This window comes from Pseudomonas sp. MIACH, assembly GCF_001269925.1.
Classification (GTDB): Bacteria; Pseudomonadota; Gammaproteobacteria; order Pseudomonadales; family Pseudomonadaceae; genus Aquipseudomonas.
This window is the reverse complement of sequence record NZ_LHVO01000031.1, coordinates 1-16,585: the sequence shown is the minus strand read 5'-3', so window position 1 is coordinate 16,585 and position 16,585 is coordinate 1. Positions and strand designations below refer to the sequence as shown.

Here is a 16,585-nt window from a genome sequence, read left to right as displayed (position 1 = left end):
TGCCATGAAAACTTCGCTGTTCGCCCTGGTGCTGCTCAGCGCCACCGCCCAAGCCGCCGACACGGTGAATATCACCGTCAGCGGCACGCTCACCCGCCCACCCTGTGTGCTGAGCACCGGCACCACCCTCACCGCGGCGTTTGGCAATGTGCGCACCGACCAGGTGGCGACCACCGAAACCGTCGCGGTGCCGGTGCGTATGACCTGCCCGGCGGGCTCATCGCTGAACGTCAGCTTCAGCGCCAACAACGGCACCTATACCAGCACCGTGGCCAAGACCACCGCCGACAACCTCGGGGTGTCGTTGCTATGGGCCGACAATACAGCGGCGAACCTCACCGGCACGACCAAGGCCTACAGCAACCTCAGCGGCAGCGTGGATATCAGCCTCAAGGCGCAACTGGTGGCACGCGGGGCGCTGACACCGGGCGCGTTCACCTCGGCCATGGTCATGACCATTAATTACCTATGAAAACGCTCATCTGGATGCTACTGGCCGTGGCCGGCACCGCCCTTGCGCAATCGGCGGATGAAGCGCAGATCGACGTCACCGGCAAGCTCATCGCCCCGCCTTGCGCGGCGCGTTTTCCCACTACGCAACAGGTGGAGTTGGGCAACGTCAACATCAACCAGTTGGCCGATAACAGTGCCAGCGTTACCGACGTGCCGCTGGTGTTCGATTGCCAGGCCAACAGCCAGGTGAGCCTTACCCTCTCGGCAGGCCTGGGCAGCGTCGATAGCCACACCCTGCTCACCAGCCGCAAAGCCCTGGGATTGCATCTGGGTCTGCTGAATAAAGGCGCAAAGGCTGATGTCAGCCTGGGTGAAACCGGCACCTGGCCGGTCGAAGACGGGTCACTGCAACTGACCCTGCGCGTCAAGCCCGTGTCCGTGGGAGAACTGCCCGAAGCGGGCAGCTATAACGCCACGCTGCTGATGCAGATGACGTATCGCTGACTACTGAAACTGCCGCGCCTCGATGCAATACGTCAGCAACGCCTGGTCGCTGTCGACATCCAGCTTGCGCATGGCCGAGATCTTCTGCGCGCTGACGGTCTTGTTGCTGCGGCTCAACTGCCGCGCAATATCGCTGACGCTCATCCCGGTCACAAACAAACGCAGCACCTCCATCTCTCGCGGCGACAAGCTCTGGAACCGCTCCTGCACCTGAAACCCGTTGCCCACCACGGACGTCGCCACCGGCATCGGCGCCTGGTAGCTGCGCTGGGCACTGATCGCGCCCAGGGCCTTTTCGATCTCGCCGTGCAGGTGGTTCTTCTGGATCACCCCGGCGACGCCCAGCTCCTGCAGGCGAGTGAGGATCAAGCTGTTGGAAATCATGGTCAGCACCAGCACCTGGGTCTGCGGGAAGTGGCGCAGGATGTACTCGATGAGCTTCAAGCCATCGCCATAGGTGTCATCGCCGGGCATGTTGAAATCGGTGATCAACACTTGCGGTCGATGGGTGCGCAACTGCTCGATCAGTTCGCTGGAACTAACCGCCTCGCCCACCAACGTATAACGTGAATCACGCTGCACAATCTCACGCACGCCCACCAGCACGATCGGGTGGTCATCGGCGATCACGACGTTCATTTCTCGCATTATTTATCTTCCTTGTGAGCGGTTGACTCTGCCAACAGGCACTGCGCCACCGCCGTCAAACGTGCACACAACACGCCGATCTGCTGGGTGGCGCGGCTATCCAGGGGGCTGTCGTACAACGTGTTTTCCCAGGTCTGACACGCCGTGGATAAAGCCCCGGCACGCACACTGGCCAATGCGCCGTTAAGGCTGTGCAGGCGCTGGCGCACTCGCTCGGCATCGCCGGCGGCGAGGGCCTGTTCGATGTGCTGCACGTCGGCCAGCAAGGTGTCGCCCATCAATTGGCGCATGGATGCAGACAATTCGATCCAGCCTTCACGATCCCGATCCACCGACGGTATCGCCAGGGCCGTGGCGCGGCGACAGTGCGCCATCAAGGCCTGGCGCAGCATGCCCATGCTCAGCGGCTTGACCACCCAGGCGTTCATGCCCACCGCCAGGCAGCGTTCGCCCTCCTCGCGCAAGGCATTGGCGGTGACGCCGATAATCGGCACCTGCACGCCCTGTTCGCGCAGGGCGCGGGCGAGGTCGTAGCCGTTGAGGCGCGGCATGTTGATGTCGGTGATCACCAGGTCAAAGGGCTGCGAACCCCAGATTTGCAGGGCGTGCTCGCCGTCCCGCGCCACCGTGGCCTGGGCGCCGAGGGCTTCGAGCTGTTCGCGCAGCACGGCCTGGCTGACCGGGTTGTCTTCGGCCACCAGCACGCGCACGTTCAGGCACGGTGCATCCAGGCACGGCTCGGCCAGGGCCGGGTGAGCGGTTGAAGGCGCATTGCTGAGGATCGGCAAGGTGATGAACAACGAGAAACTGCTGCCCAGCCCCGGTTCACTGACTACGCGCATGTGGCCGCCCATCAACTCGCTCAAGCGCGAACAGATCGACAACCCCAGCCCTGCACCATTGCCGTCCTGACCGCCGGCCACTTGATAGAACGGCTTGAACAACTGGTCCAGGGCCTTTTCTGGAATGCCCACGCCGGTGTCGGTGACCTGCCATTGCAAAGCAACGTGATCCTCCTGCAGTTCCTGCACGGTCAGGCGCAGACGCACGCGTCCCGACTCGGTGAACTTGATCGCATTGCCCAGCAGGTTATGCAGGATCTGACGGATCCGTCCTGCATCACCGAGCAGTTGCCGGGGCACTTGCGGGTCGATCTCCGCGTCGATCTGCAACCCCTTGTTGCGCGCCGTGGCGCTGAAGCCGAGCACCGATTCCTCGACCAGTTGGCCGGGGTTGAACGGCGCAGCTTCCACCGCCATTTGCCCGGACTCGATTTTCGACACGTCCAGAATGTTGCTGATCAGTTGGAACAGCACTGTGGAGGAGCTTTGGATAATTTCCAGGTACTGGCGCTGGCGCTCGCTCATGGCGGTCATGGCCATCAGTTCCAGGTTGCCGAGCACGCCATACAACGGCGTGCGGATCTCGTGGCTCATGGTTGCCAGGAACACGGTCTTGGCCTCATTGGCAGCGGTGGCTTCCCGGCGGGCCTGGTTCAACAGCAGGGTTTCGTCCACGTGCCGGGTGATGTCATTGCAGCCGCAGAGAAACACGTCCTCGCCCTCGTAGCGCGCCGCCACCAGCACGACCTGCAGGTAGCGCCCCTCCACCGCCAGGCACATCTCGCCAGGGGTGTCCGGGCCATCGTTGGCCTTGAGGACTTCCAACAAGGGCGCGGTACCGCCCAGTTGCAGGGCACGCTGGTTTTCCAGCAGCAACTGGCGATCGTGGCGGCGGACCACGCACAAGCCCGCCGGGGCGTTGTGCAACATGATGCGGTTGAACGCTTCGCTCTCGAAGAGTCGCTCCTGGGCGCGCTGGGCGGGGCTGACGATGCGGGTCCTGTACCAGTGGTTGATCCACCAGCCCAGCAGCACGGCGGCGAGGAACGTCAGGCCCAGCCCGAGCAGCGGCCACTTGGCGTAGCGCAGGAAGTCCTGATAGCTGATGGCATACAAACCGGTCCAGTGCTCGCCGCCCTCGCTGATCAGCTTGAAGCGCAAGCCTTGGCTGTTGAAGCTCAGGCCCAGGGGGGCCAGGTGTTCATCACCAAGACTGCCGAGCAACACATCACCCTGGGGCGAGATCAGGGTGAACTGGTTGTACACCGACAGCTGCAGCACCCGCTCGAATTCATCCACCTGGGAGGTATCCACTACGGCTGCCAAGGTCAGCAGCCCCTGGGATTGATTGACCGGGAGCACGGCAGCGGGCGCATCGAGGCCGATCATCGCGACCACGTTGCGGCTGTTTTGATACAGCTGCAACGGTGCGCGCATCCAGCGCACGCGAGTGTCGTTGAGCAACTGGCTTTGGCTCTGTTGCAACTGCTGCAAGCGGGTCACCACGTCGCGGTACTGCTCGCGCAACAACGGCTGGTGCTGGCGCAGACCGCCAATGCCGGGCACAGCCAGACTGGCGACGTCATGGGGAGTAAACACGAACAGCTGCGGCGAGGCGTAGAACGAGCTGGACCAGAAGCCGCCGTAGTAATCGGTCAACTGCACCCCAAAGGCCAGCGCCCGGCGCGTGTCATCCGCCGAAAACCCTGCGTCGTGGGACAAGGTGAAGGGCAACGACAACGCAAAGCCCTTGGCCTGCAGCACCACCTGCCCGGCATCGCGCTGCAACTCCACCACTGAGGTCGACTGCACGGCCGGCAGCGGCGGCGCATTGCTGCGGCTGTAACCGGTGACCACATTGCGCAGGAACGTCTCATGTTCATGGATAATTTCCACGACACGAGCGAAGTGAAACTCGACTTTTTCCTGTTCGGCATCGAGCAACCGCGATACCGCCCAGTAGCAGCTGCTGGACAGCAACAACGCCAACCCTGTCAGTAGCAGCAGGGCTGTGTTCAGGCGCTGGGAACTTTGCGCCAGTTTGTCCAGGCGCAGACTTGCATGTTTCATCGTCAATACCGCTGAAGCCTGAGTCAGGAGGTGGGGCCTACGCATGATCCCGGCATTGGCCAATAACACCCGGCTGGCCGGGCGACCCTTCCTCTGGGCTTCTTGACTGTGTGACCCTGGGCGCTCAGATAAGTGCTGGCGCAGGGCCATCCTCTATCAACAACGCGCTGAATTTATCCGCCGCCACCCCTTGTGAAATCAGGAAGCCTTGCACCTGGTCACAGCGGATACGCCGCAGTACCGCCAGCTCTGCCTGGCTCTCGGCGCCTTCGGCAACGGTGGTCAACCCCAGCTTGCGACCCAGTTCGACGATGCTTTGCAACGCTGACGCCAGGTTCTCGTTCTGCGCACAGCCGTGCACCAGCGAGCGGTCGATCTTCACCTCATTGAACGGCGTGGAGACCAGGTTGAAGTAGGAGCTGAAGCCCTTGCCAAAATCATCCTGCGCCAGGCCAAAGCCCATCATGCGCAAGCGGCATGCTCCAGCGTAGTAGTTACTGGCCAGCTGTGTGGTGGAGCTTTCCATCAATTCGAAGGTGATTTGCCGGGGCTCGGCGTCGTTGTGCTGCACTTGGGCGAGCAGGCGGTCGACCAGGTCGCTTTGGTCGAGCAAGTGGGTGGGCAAATTGATCGACACCGGCAACCGGTAACCGAGTTGCGCCCACTGGGCCTGGGCGGCCAGCGTCTGTGTGAGGACGCTGGTCAACAGTTGGGTTTCCAGGCCTTGGCGCTCAATTTCACCGAGGAACTCGGCGGGCATCAACAGCCCTTCCACCGGGTGAACCCAGCGGGCCAGCGCTTCGGCGCCGACGATGCGCCCGTCATGCAGGGACTTCTTGGGCTGGAACCAGGCCTGGATTTCGCCATTGGCCAAGGCGCGCACCAGGCTATCTCGCGCCAGGCTGATGCCGCGACGACAGCAAGGTGCGCGAGCCTGCTCGGCCAGTTTGTCGAGGCAATCGCGCAGGGTGCGTACCTGCGGCTCACACACCGGCTTGGAAATCAGCCCGGCGACCGTAAGGCCCAGGTTACCCGCCACCTGCCCGGCCCCCACCAGCATGCGCCGGGAGGCCACGCTCATCAGCGCCAGGGCCGGCGGCGCTGGCAGCCGCGCCAGTTGCTGGATCAATTGCACACCGTCCATGCCCGGCATCATCAAGTCGCTGAGCAGCAGGTCATACCGCTGGCGGGCCAGGCGTTGCAACGCGCTGGCACCGTCCCAGACCACGTCGACGTCAAACCCGCCGATGCCCTGGAAGACGTTGATCAGGTACTCATGTTGAAAAGGATGATCCTCCACAATGAGCACGCGATAACCACTCAAAGCACGCTCCTCTGATAGCGTTGAAGGCACTGATAAAGGGCTCGCAGGGTAAAGGGCTTGACCAGGCAGTGGTCCATGCCAGCGCTGAGGCAGCGCTCGGCCTCATCGAGCATGGCGTTGGCGGTGGCCCCAATGATCGGCAGCGAGCAGCCCAGGCGGCGCAGTTGCTCGGTGAGTTCGTAGCCGTTCATGCGGGGCATGTTGACGTCGGTGAGGATCATGTCGAATGCACTTTCCCCCCACCGCGACAACGCTTCGATCCCATCGCCAGCCAGCACGACGGTGCAACCGAGCTCTTCCAACTGGTCGCGCAGGATCAGTTGGTTGATCAGGTTGTCTTCGGCCACCAGCAGGCGCAGGTTCAGGTTGAACGCGACCGGCGCCTCACCGAGGCTGGGCGACAAGCTTTCTTCGATGCCCTGTGCACGACTGACCGCACGGTTGAGCGCGTGCAGATTATTCAAGCCGATCTGCCAGCAGGCGCCCGGCGCTTGGTAGCCACCATGCTCATCGACCGCCGCCGTCACGCGCGGGCCCGGCCATCGCGGCCGCTGATCGGGTTCGGTCGGGCCAGGGTAGAGCTCCACCAGCACCGCGCCGGGGTCGGTGGATTCGGGCATGCCCAATTGCGCCCGCGCGCCCCAGCGGCGCAACCAGCCGCCGACGCTTTCGGCCAGCTCACGCACCGGCGACACCACGTAGACCCGTTCGCCCAGCAGCGGCAGCGCCCATGGCTCATGGGCCTGCTCACTCACCTGCTCCAGCGGTAAGGTAAAGGTAAAACTGCTGCCCAGGCCCGGCTCGCTGACCACCCGCAGCGTACCGTTCATCAAATGCACCAGGCGCTTGCAGATCGACAGCCCCAGCCCGGTGCCCGCCACCACATTGGCATTGCCACTAGCCTGAAAGAACGGTTCGAACAGGTACTGCTGGTCTTGCGCCGCAATGCCCTTGCCGGTATCGACCACTTGCCATTGCAGCATTGCGCGCTCGCCCTCGCGGCTTTCCAGGCGCAGGCGCAGCACGATCCGCCCACTCTCGGTGAACTTCAGCGCATTGTTAAGCAGGTTATTCAGGATCTGGCGAATGCGCGTGACATCACCGCGCACGCGGTCCGGCAGTTGCGGATCCAGGCAGGCGAACAGTTGCAGCCCCTTGCTCTGCGCAGCCCCCGCGTAGCCTTGGATCACCTCCTGCACCAACTCCAGTGGCGAAAATACCGTGAGTTCGAGAGACAGTTGCCCGGCCTCGATCTTCGAGACATCCAGCACGTCGCAGATCAGTTGCAGCAGGTTCGCCGAGGAGCCTTCGATGGCATTCAGATAGCCGCGCTGCTGGCTGTTGAGGTCGGTGCGGGCAAGCAATTCCAGGGTGCCCAGCACCCCGTACAGCGGCGTGCGGATTTCATGGCTCATGGTCGCCAGGAACAGCGTCTTGGCCTCATTGGCCGCGTCCGCCAGGGTGCGCGCCTGCTGCAAGGCCAGTTCCACCTGCTTGCGCTCGCTTATATCGCTGAACGCGCAGATCAATACCTCCTCACGCTGATACCGGGTCGGCGCAAAACTCAGGAACAGGTGGCGACCATCGGCCATTTGCAGCTCATCGGTGCTGATTTGTTCGGCCTCCTCAAAGGCGCGGCGAATCCAATCGTGGCACAGCTGCTGACGCTCCTGGCCGTTGCCCAACCACTGGCGTGACAAGGGGTTCTCCAGCACCACGCCGCCATCACTGCGGCGCAGCACGCAAAGGGCCACCGGCGCGATGCGGATCACGGCGCTGCTGAACGCCTCGCTTTCCACCAGCGCCTCAATGCGGTTGGCCGCCGGGATAATCAGCCGCTGGTCGATGCGTCGTACCAGGCGCAGCATCAACACGCTCGCCAGCGCACACACCAGCAGGCACACCAGCAGTGGCATGGCCAGGCTGGGCAACAGCGAACGCAACTCCAGGCTGTAGACGATCTGCCATTGCGAATAGCCCAGGTGCTTGCGGATGGCCAGACGGTCCGGCAACCAGCGGCTGCCCTCCCAACCGAAGCTCGCCGTAGAGTGATACTGGCGTAACACTTGCGCCGCCGTCGGTTGATGGGGCGCACTGCTGAAAATCAATTGCCCTGCGCCGTCGAGCAACATGAAGTCGCCCGCCTTTTCATGTTGCAGGGCATTGATCAGGTCCGGCCCGTCCACTTCCAGGCCAAGCCAGCCCGAGTCGGGGCTACGGTCGTCCAGCCGCGTGAAGATATACAGCGGCGAATCCAGGCGACTCTGCTCGGTCAGCCACAGTTCATCGCTGACCGAGACCTTGCCGGTATCCACCGCCATCAGCCGTTGCAATACTGGCTCCGGCACCGCCTCTGGCGCGGCGCGCACGGTAAACAGGCGCTCCACCGCCGGCTCGGCGCGCTGGGCCACGTAGATCAGGTTGACTTGGTTCGTCTCCAGGTAATCGAGCAGGCGTCGGGTGAGCCACAGGCTCCAGATATTGCCCGCTTCGCCGAGGGTGATATGCACCTCTTCGGCGGGCACGTTATTGAGGTTGCCTACGGGCGCCGTCACATGCCGCACCGTCGACAGGCCGAGGCTTTTGAGCAGCGTCTGGCGGCTGACAAAAAAACTCTGCGCGTCGGAAATCGCCTCATTCATATAGCTGCGCCGCAACGAGATCTCCTCGCTGAACGCCGCACGCAGGTAGCTGTAGGCGCCCGCATACACCCCCAGCACCAGCGCCAGGGCGAACAGACGCAGCAGCTTGCGGGCGGCCTTGGGCGTGGAGAAGGTGGAGTCGAGGGGTTGCAGGAAGTGTTTGAGTTTCATCGCCGCAGCCTAAAGGGCGAAACGGCACGGGTGAATAAGACGGATCTCAAAGGGCGATTGAACTCTGCTGTAAACGGCTGTTCTAGACAGGTTCGCCGCAGCGTGCGTAGCATCGGCGGCTGTCCTTCGTGCCATTCCTCCCAACAGGGCGATCCATGTCTATCCAGCAAACTCCCGGGCATGTGCTGCCCGCGCGCAGCGCCGCCAAAATGGAAGCGGCCATGGCCGTGGGCGCTTTCGCTATCGGTACCGGCGAATTCGCCATCATGGGCTTGATGCCCGACATCGCCCAAAACCTGGGCTTAAGCGAACCCCAAGTTGGCCATGCCATCAGCGCCTACGCCCTCGGCGTGATGGTCGGCGCCCCACTGCTGGCCATCCTCGGTGCCAAGCTGCTGCGCAAACATATGCTGCTGTTGCTGATGGGGCTGTACGCCCTGGGCAACCTCGCCACCGCGTTCACCCCGACCTTCGGCTCACTGGTGGCGTTCCGCTTTATCAGCGGCCTGCCCCACGGCGCCTACTTCGGCATTGCCGCCGTCGTCGCCTCCAGCATGGTGCCCAACGACAAACGCGCCGGCGCCGTGGCGCGGGTCATGATGGGGCTGACCCTGGCCATGTTGCTGGGCAATCCGATTGCCACGTTCCTCGGCCAGCACCTGGGTTGGCGCTCGGCGTTTGCACTGGTGAGCGTGATCGCCCTGTGCACCATCGCCCTGGTCTGGCAATTCGTGCCCCATCGCCACGACGAACAACGCAGCGACCCGCGCAAGGAACTGCGGGCGTTTACCAAACCCCAGGTGTGGATGGCCCTGTCGATTGGTGCCATTGGCTTTGCCGGGATGTTCTGCGTGTTCAGCTACCTGGCGCCGACCATGCTGGAAGTGACCAAGGTGTCGCCGCAGTGGATTCCCTTCGGCCTGGCGGCGTTTGGGGTAGGTGGGATCATCGGCAACATCGCCGGCGGCAAGCTGTTTGATCGCATGCAGTTTCGCGCGGTGGGTTGGATTCTGGTGTGGTCGATGGCCGTGTTGCTGTTCTTCCCCCTCGCGGCGTCCTCGCTATGGGGCGTGCTGCTGAGCATGGGCCTGGTCGGCACCATGGTATCGTTGGCCGCGCCGCTGCAGATCCGCCTGATGGACATCGCCCACGAAGCACCGAGCCTTGCAGCAGCGTCCAACCATGCCGCGTTCAACCTGGCCAACGCGCTGGGGCCGTGGTTTGGCGGGATGGCGATTACGGCGGGGTTTGGCTGGACCAGCACCGGCTATATCGGCGCGGCCACGGCGCTGGTCGGCCTGGGTATCTACCTGATCGCCCGCCGGATGAAGGGCGGCCACTGACTGCCCCCCCAATCAATCATCATGCAACAACCCCGACCCGTACTCCCCATAACTGCTCCCCAGCCCACTGCCGCCAAAATTCATCTTCGCGGCCTTGCTGGGGCTGTGGTCACCAAACGCCTGGCATCCGCCTGAAAAGCAAGGGTCACTGCTCACACCGGACGCCCCCGAAGAACAAGCGCCCAACAGCAACGTGCCAGCAATCATCACGACTTTGACGAGTTTCGAGATCATTTGCAGTTCCCTGTGGACTGGAGGCGCGAGGGTCCTCTCTTGAGCAAGATCGTAGACCTCAACGGCGAAGGGAATGATGAAACTTTGCTGGGTGACAGGGAGGGTTCAGGTTGCCTGATTTGAGGGTAATGCCAGGTTTTCGCAGACGTTGGCAATGATATAGTTCACCCGTGCCCACCCCATCGAAGCCCTGAACATGTACACCATCGAAGTATTTGAATCCAACGCAAAGGGCCGCGACTTTGTAGTGGGTGATATTCACGGGCACTTCAAGCTACTTGCTTCACTCATGGAAAAAGTAAACTTCAACACCCAACAGGATCGCCTGTTTTGTGTGGGCGATCTTATTGATAGAGGCCCTGACTCTATTGACGTATTGAAGTGGCTCAGCGAACCCTGGTTTCACGGCGTACGCGGCAACCACGAACAGATGCTGATGGATTGCCTCTCCGGTCGCGGCGACATCAACAGGCACACGCGAAACGGCGGAGCGTGGCTTTACGCGCTGTCGCCCAGTGTCCAGAGCGAGATTTACAACGCACTGCAAACGCTCCCAGTAATGATTGAGATCGGCTTAGCGGATGGTCGAAAAGTCGGCATCGTCCATGCTGAAGCGTTTCTTTCCTGTGCTACCCATAGTTGGCAAGACGCCAAAGACGCTATCAGTGGAATGCGAGGAGAGTCCGCCCAACAACAAGCGTTGAAAACCGCCCTCTATGCCAGGGAAAAGATAGAGCAGCAAAACCAGGCAGCGATCATAGGTTTGGATAGGTTATATGTGGGCCACTCGACAGTCCCTCATGTGCATGCATTGGGCAATGTCGTTTATATCGATACGGGTTGTTCTTTTTCGGACGGTGCGTTGAGTTTGATAGAGATAGAAAGTGGAGAGGTTGCGCATGTGAGCATGCATTCATTGCTGGGGGACAGCCCCTCCAGTGTCCATTCCACGAGCTAAGTGGCCCAATAGCCTCGTAGTAATTCAGACGCGGTGCGCGGATGGAATTGAGTCGTGCATACCTGCCCGCGCCCCAGAAGCCCACTGATGGAAAAATCCAGGGGGCGGGGGTGAATAAACGCAAAAGGGAACGCCCCTGTCGGAACGTCCCTTCTCCCTCACTCAGCGACGAAAAAGACGGTCTAGAACCAACAGGGCAACTGCACCAATCGCGATTGCCGCAACTGGTTTTTCTTTAACGAATGTAGATACGCTGTCCAGTGCGTCGCCATAGGTTTGTGTCAGCTGTCCAGCGGCTTGCCGACCAGCACCTTCAGCTTCCAGCTTCGAATCACCAAACAGTTTCCCAACTGCGCTCTGCGCTTTGCCGGCAACCTTTTCAACAACACCTTCTACCTGTTCGCTCTTCATGATTAATCAAACCTTCGTGTGTGATTGAGTAACCCAGAATAAATCTGGGCTTGAGGCAACCTTCACGGCATTAGGGGGACGCTGGTAATGATTAGTTCAAAGTGGATGAGGCTCACAGGTAGCCAGCTATCATTCACTCGAAAACGTGAAGGAAACAGCCCCCGCTGACGGCATGCAGACGCCCTCAGCAAGACTCCATGTAGCAGCCCCATTAAGATAAGTTGGCATGTTCTGTCTTACTTCGACCGAGAATCCTGCGTGGCCAGTTAAACTTCTGAGTAGCCCAGCAGTCGCGCATAGACGTCAGTGCGGCAGTGAAAAGCTGTCCTGAATCCACTAAGCCGCAGAGAAGAACGCCACTTTAGCGGTAAGACGATCCGCCAAACCTGATAGCTCGATGCTAGCTGCCGCCACTTGGCGCGCGCCGTTGGCAGACTCAACAGTCGAACCATGAATGCGGTTGATATTTTCAGCGACCTCATCGGTCACGCTACTCTGCTGCACGGAGGCGCTCGCGATCTGGGCGTTCATATGACTGATTGCGGCAACCTGCTCGCTGATCCTTGCCAATGCATGCTGCGCACTGCGGGTTTGTGTGACCGTTTGGCTCGCTAGCTCGCAACTATCGCGCATAGTTTGGGATGCCGTTTCGGTACCCGATTGCAGCGTACTGATCATCTCCCGAATTTCCTCGGTCGACTGCTGTGTACGATTGGCCAAAGAACGTACTTCGTCAGCTACCACCGCAAACCCACGCCCGTGCTCCCCAGCTCTCGCTGCCTCAATGGCAGCGTTCAAGGCAAGCAAATTGGTTTGCGAGGCGATAGCGTTGATGACGTCGATCACTGACGCGATATTTTCACTGTGTTTGGACACCTGGTTCACGGTAGCAGTGGTTTGCTCAAGCGTTACTGCCAACTGTTCAATGGCAAGCGTGGTACTTGCAACCAGCTTGTTCCCACTTCCCACTTCAGTATCAGCCAACCGGGAGGCGTCAGCTGCCTGAGCGGCATATCCAGATACTTCATTAACCGTCGCGGCCATTTGCATTATGGCTGCGGCCACCTGCTCGGCTTCGCGGGTTTGTAAGCTGGTCTGCTCATTGTTAGCCGATGATGCGGCAGACAACTGGGTGGACGAGTGATTGACCTCTTGGGCCGCCTTACGTACTTGCTGAATAGTCTCTCCGAGATGGCCTAGCGCGTCTTTCAGGACGCCCATCACACTGCCGGGATAATCTGTGGAAATCGTCTGATTCAGATCACCAGCTGCCAGTCGCTCGATGGCCAATGCAACGTCTGTGGGCTCAGCACCCAGCGTGGATTTAACGAAGCGAATAATTACAGCCGACAACGTGATGCTCAGCAGCAAAGCAATACCTGTCGCAATAAGCATCAGCGTACTGAACTGACTGGCGGTTGCCTGCACTGCGCCCAGCTTTGCCTTGATTGATGCTTCCTCGTAGTCGATCAGTGCATTGACGCGTTTCAGCCACTCACTGTAATCCAAAGACGTTTGACGCATCAGCAGCGCCTGAGCTCCAGGTATGTCACCCGCTTGGCGCAGGGAGATTACCGCCCTGGTGGAGTTAAGGGTTTGTTGTTCGATGTCCTTGATAGCGCTCAGTAATCGAACCTCCTCGCCTGTTACGCTTGCGCCCTTGAACAACTGATCCATTGGAGCCGCCGAGTCGGAGTAGGCCTTTTCCAAGGCTGTGACCTCCGATAAGTGTTTTGCCAAATCCGTATCAGTCGTCACCAGCACAGCATCCCGAATAGCGATGGCTCGGTTATGGACACTGCCTCGAAAATTGATTGCATAGCGCTGCACCTTGGCGGCATTTTCGCTGACGTCTTCCAAGGTGGAGTCAATGAACGCAACGCGGTGAATGCCGATGGCGGTTATCAACATGAGCAGCGCCAGGATGGCTGCGAAACTAAGCCCTATGCGTGTGGCCAACGACAGCGTTTTCTTCATGGCTAGCTCGAAAATATGACCTGTACAGGCCTTTGTTGATGTGGAAGACGCGAACGGTACTACCAGCCCATTACGCTTGATGCCTTGACGATACGTCGACGCAGAAAGGTCCTCCAGTTAGCAATACGCACCGCCATGATAGCGTATAGCTATCATCATGATGCGTATGTTCTGCAGTGGGCCTCGCGATTTACCTAGAGCGTTTTTGCGCGGCTATGGCAGTAGGCGCTAATGAGGGAGGTCGCAAAGCCACCGGTCATTAGATCGCCACGTGGGTTCCCGCAAGCCAGTTGAAGGTGAACAGTTTTGAAAAAGAGTGAGCTTCCAGTAAAAACCTGCCTTACCTGCGGCCTTCCCTTCACTTGGAGGAAGAAATGGGCGCGCTGCTGGGAGGAGGTTCGTTATTGCTCTGAGCGCTGCCGACGCAGTAAGCCTGCTAACTGCTGAGCCAAAAGGGGGGGTCAGGTTGCCGCCTTCTTGGGGTAAGGCGGCAGGGTCGGGTGTCAGGCTGTGGCCGTGCTGGACGTCGCTTCGACTTGCTCTTGAGCTCGGTCGACAAGCAGAGAGCTCAACTCGATCAGTTGCTGAATGCCCAAAGCGATGGAGCGCTGGGATTCGTCGAGGTCGAACGCCAGGGTTGCCGTCATTTGATTGGCGGATGCGAGGTTTTCGGCGGCGTTGGCTAGTAGGGTTTCGGTGTCGACGTTGGGGCTGACGAGGAAGACATTGGCAGTGGATTGTTCGACTGGTGCAGCGTTTGAAGCGTGAGGCGGGTTAGGTGTGACTTTGTACATGGCGAAGCTCCTTAACTATTCAGGAACTGCCAAACTCACTTCCACATGAGGGTGGCAGCTGTACGCAGGTGTGGAAGACCAGGGCTAAGGACCCGGCGCACCGAAGTGCCCCGCGCACAGCCGCCGAAACACATAATACAGGCGTAAAAAAACGCCGGTAGCGGTTTATGGGCGATTGCGTCTTAGCTTGGTACGGACTTCCACATCCGGCCGCTGGGTTGGCAGCGACTTGAGGAGGTTAGCTAGGGGAGGTCTGAGGGGCAAGCCGAGAAAAGTGTGGGAAATTTCCCGGAAAGCATAGTGGACTGAGAGAAGGGTATCGTGGTCTGACCCCGCTATTTGGGAAGTTGCCAGGCAATTTGGAGTTCTTCAGCGCAGTGCCCTAGATCTACTGATTGATAACGGCTTCGCGCAGGTGGCAGATCGATCCAGGGGCGAATTCGTGTTCATCCTTCCAGCCGCGCACCTGGTAATAGGTCTCCGACCACAAAGGGGACGGACTTATTTATATTTAATTTCCATTACCCCCCTGCCAGATCGGCGAGTAGACCGAAGGCTTTTACAGACTGAGTCAACAAATAGCCCAAATCAGCTACGCCGACGACCTGACGATTCAAGCCCGCACTCTACGATCAACCTTCCACATCGAGGCCGCCATGACTGGAATATCCCTAAACCCGCCGGAAGACCTAGCCGACCTGGCCAAAACCAACGGCCAAACGGCGAGCTACCTGGTTATGGACGTTCTTCGCGACTACATCGAACACGAAAAAATGCTGACCGCTCAAATCGAGCTGGCAGTAAAAGAAGCCGACCAAGGCAAATTCGCCACTGATGACCAAGTGTCAGCCATGCGCGCTAGGCGCTGGAGTAGGAATGCGGGTTGAGCGGCTTGAAAAAGCACTCAAAAATCTTGAAGACGAAGCCAATTACATTGCCCTTAAAACCCAAAGGCCGCTGATGACTTCTCCGATGCCATTTTCGCCAGCATCGACAAACTGGCTCTGTTCCCTACCATGGGTCGTGAAGGCCGGGTCAAACACACCCGTGAATGGGCAGTACCCAACTGGCCCTACCTGATCCCGTATCGGGTTCGCGGAGATCGTCTGCAAATCCTCGGCATGTTCCACACACGGCAACGTCCGCGCTCGAAGTGGTGAATGGCACAAAACAAGCCTCTCCCACACCCTGGATCCATCCCTGATAAACTGCCCACCATTCGCCTCGTTGACTCAGATTCCCAATGCCCCCACAAACCGCTCCCCTCTCCCGCCGCTTTTCTGTCGCCCCGATGAAGGACTGGAACGACTAATCCCACAGACCTTACAGAACGCGCACTACAGCGCCTTCGCCGCCAACCTGTACCACTTTCGTACCAGCACTATTCCCACGTACTTATCCCCTACCTTTTTTCGCTGGCTTTCGCAAATCCGAGAGTCACCACTGCTATGCTTGATTTCTTTCAAAACGAGCCGAAAACCCTGGCAAGCGAGTACTCACTGACGGACGTGCTGGAACGGCTTTATCAAAATCAACTGGCCCTGGAAGCGGCTGTGATGGAGCTGACTCTTTTGGCTGAGCAGCAAAGCGCTTTGGAAGTGGGTGAAAATGTTCGGGGGGCACTCCACACGATTGGTGAAAACGCGGGCCATATCAAACAAGGCCTGGCTCGATTGGGAAGGGCAGACCTCACCTAAATGTCAACTATCGGCCGATTCTGTTGAAAAAGTAGCTCCCCTGTCTGGCCTGCGGCAAAATCTCCGCATCGGCCAGCAGGGAAGCACGCAGCATGATGGGACAGTTATCGAGTGGGCAGGAGCGGCTGTTTTACTCGTTCAACCTTGAAGATCACATCCCCTCCAATCACCTTCTGCGCAGCATTGATCAGTGTCTCGATCTGAGCGACCTGCGCCATCACCTCGCCGATTTTTACAGCCCAATTGGGCGTCCTTCGATTGACCCAGAGTTGATGATCCGCATGCTGATCGTGGGCTATTGCTACGGTATTCGCTCCGAGCGGCGGCTGTGCGAAGAGACCCATTTGAACCTGGCGTATCGCTGGTTCTGCCGGTTAAGCCTTGAAGATGAAGTCCCCAATCACTCGACCTTTTCCAAAAATAGACACGGCCGTTTTCGGGACAGCGAGCTCTTTCGCTGGCTGTTCAATGAAGKGCTGCGTCGTTGCATGGACGAAGGCTTGGTCAAAGGTGAAGG

Annotated in this window: 16 protein-coding genes and 2 pseudogenes; 9 read left to right on the top strand and 9 right to left on the bottom strand. The window is 59.6% G+C overall.

All coding sequences use genetic code 11. The annotated features are described in order from the left end of the window. Positions 1–4: 4 nt before the first annotated feature. Positions 5–472, top strand: coding sequence for a fimbrial protein (locus AD670_RS12585; RefSeq protein WP_053132358.1), 468 nt, complete (start codon positions 5–7; stop codon positions 470–472). Continuing rightward, the gene (locus AD670_RS12580) at positions 469–957 is read left to right on the top strand and encodes a fimbrial protein (protein WP_053132356.1); all 489 of its coding nucleotides are present in this window, start codon (positions 469–471) and stop codon (positions 955–957) included. Before AD670_RS12585 ends, AD670_RS12580 begins: the two co-directional genes overlap by 4 nt. Here the strand turns inward: AD670_RS12580 and AD670_RS12575 are convergent, their stop codons facing one another. From AD670_RS12575 to AD670_RS12560, 4 genes are all read right to left on the bottom strand, one after another. After that, positions 958–1,605 carry a response regulator gene (locus AD670_RS12575; protein WP_053132352.1) on the bottom strand — a complete coding sequence of 216 codons (648 nt, stop codon included), beginning with the start codon at positions 1,603–1,605 and terminating at the stop codon, positions 958–960. Then, positions 1,605–4,517 carry an ATP-binding protein gene (locus tag AD670_RS12570; protein WP_053132350.1) on the bottom strand — a complete coding sequence of 971 codons (2,913 nt, stop codon included), beginning with the start codon at positions 4,515–4,517 and terminating at the stop codon, positions 1,605–1,607. The genes AD670_RS12575 and AD670_RS12570 overlap by 1 nt, the downstream gene beginning before the upstream one ends. 124 nt (positions 4,518–4,641) lie before the next feature. Beyond that, the gene (locus tag AD670_RS12565; RefSeq protein WP_053132347.1) at positions 4,642–5,841 is read right to left on the bottom strand and encodes an EAL domain-containing protein; all 1,200 of its coding nucleotides are present in this window, start codon (positions 5,839–5,841) and stop codon (positions 4,642–4,644) included. Further along, positions 5,838–8,654 (bottom strand): ATP-binding protein, encoded by a 2,817-nt coding sequence (locus AD670_RS12560; protein ID WP_053132344.1) that lies wholly within the window; start codon positions 8,652–8,654, stop codon positions 5,838–5,840. The genes AD670_RS12565 and AD670_RS12560 overlap by 4 nt, the downstream gene beginning before the upstream one ends. A 155-nt stretch (positions 8,655–8,809) precedes the next feature. Between AD670_RS12560 and AD670_RS12555 the strand changes: the two genes are divergently transcribed. Beyond that, positions 8,810–9,997, top strand: a complete 1,188-nt coding sequence (locus AD670_RS12555) for an MFS transporter (protein WP_053132341.1) — start codon at positions 8,810–8,812, stop codon at positions 9,995–9,997. 12 nt (positions 9,998–10,009) lie between these two features. Here the strand turns inward: AD670_RS12555 and AD670_RS31960 are convergent, their stop codons facing one another. Then, positions 10,010–10,231 (bottom strand): hypothetical protein, encoded by a 222-nt coding sequence (locus AD670_RS31960; protein ID WP_053132338.1) that lies wholly within the window; start codon positions 10,229–10,231, stop codon positions 10,010–10,012. 196 nt (positions 10,232–10,427) lie between these two features. On the opposite strand from AD670_RS31960, the gene AD670_RS12545 reads away from it, so the two are divergent. Beyond that, the gene (locus tag AD670_RS12545) at positions 10,428–11,189 is read left to right on the top strand and encodes a metallophosphoesterase (RefSeq protein ID WP_053132336.1); all 762 of its coding nucleotides are present in this window, start codon (positions 10,428–10,430) and stop codon (positions 11,187–11,189) included. A gap of 162 nt (positions 11,190–11,351) precedes the next feature. Here the strand turns inward: AD670_RS12545 and AD670_RS30875 are convergent, their stop codons facing one another. From AD670_RS30875 to AD670_RS32270, 3 genes and pseudogenes are all read right to left on the bottom strand, one after another. Then, entirely contained in the window at positions 11,352–11,600 is a 249-nt protein-coding gene (locus tag AD670_RS30875; RefSeq protein ID WP_082340961.1) for a CsbD family protein, read from the bottom strand. Positions 11,601–11,936: 336 nt separating this feature from the next. After that, a complete protein-coding gene (locus AD670_RS32275; RefSeq protein ID WP_371263182.1) occupies positions 11,937–12,644 on the bottom strand; it encodes a methyl-accepting chemotaxis protein in 708 nt (235 codons plus the stop codon). Positions 12,645–13,067: 423 nt separating this feature from the next. Further along, positions 13,068–13,577, bottom strand: a pseudogene (locus AD670_RS32270) (MCP four helix bundle domain-containing protein); the annotation flags it as partial. A gap of 306 nt (positions 13,578–13,883) precedes the next feature. Here AD670_RS32270 and AD670_RS30870 point away from each other — a divergent pair. Next, complete coding sequence (locus tag AD670_RS30870; protein WP_082340960.1) at positions 13,884–14,024, top strand: DUF2256 domain-containing protein; 141 nt, start codon at positions 13,884–13,886, stop codon at positions 14,022–14,024. Positions 14,025–14,080: 56 nt separating this feature from the next. On the opposite strand, the gene AD670_RS12535 is transcribed toward AD670_RS30870, so the two are convergent. Then, a complete protein-coding gene (locus tag AD670_RS12535; protein WP_053132332.1) occupies positions 14,081–14,371 on the bottom strand; it encodes a DUF6124 family protein in 291 nt (96 codons plus the stop codon). A gap of 656 nt (positions 14,372–15,027) precedes the next feature. Between AD670_RS12535 and AD670_RS12530 the strand changes: the two genes are divergently transcribed. The 4 genes and pseudogenes from AD670_RS12530 to AD670_RS12520 all read left to right on the top strand — a co-directional run. Next, positions 15,028–15,258 carry a CopG family ribbon-helix-helix protein gene (locus AD670_RS12530; protein WP_053132329.1) on the top strand — a complete coding sequence of 77 codons (231 nt, stop codon included), beginning with the start codon at positions 15,028–15,030 and terminating at the stop codon, positions 15,256–15,258. Continuing rightward, positions 15,248–15,531, top strand: a pseudogene (locus AD670_RS30865) (type II toxin-antitoxin system RelE/ParE family toxin). The gene AD670_RS12530 and the pseudogene AD670_RS30865 overlap by 11 nt, the downstream one beginning before the upstream one ends. 321 nt (positions 15,532–15,852) lie before the next feature. Beyond that, complete coding sequence (locus AD670_RS12525; protein ID WP_082340965.1) at positions 15,853–16,068, top strand: hypothetical protein; 216 nt, start codon at positions 15,853–15,855, stop codon at positions 16,066–16,068. A gap of 92 nt (positions 16,069–16,160) precedes the next feature. After that, a partial coding sequence (locus AD670_RS12520; RefSeq protein WP_172681469.1) for a transposase occupies positions 16,161–16,585 on the top strand: 425 nt, incomplete at its 3' end.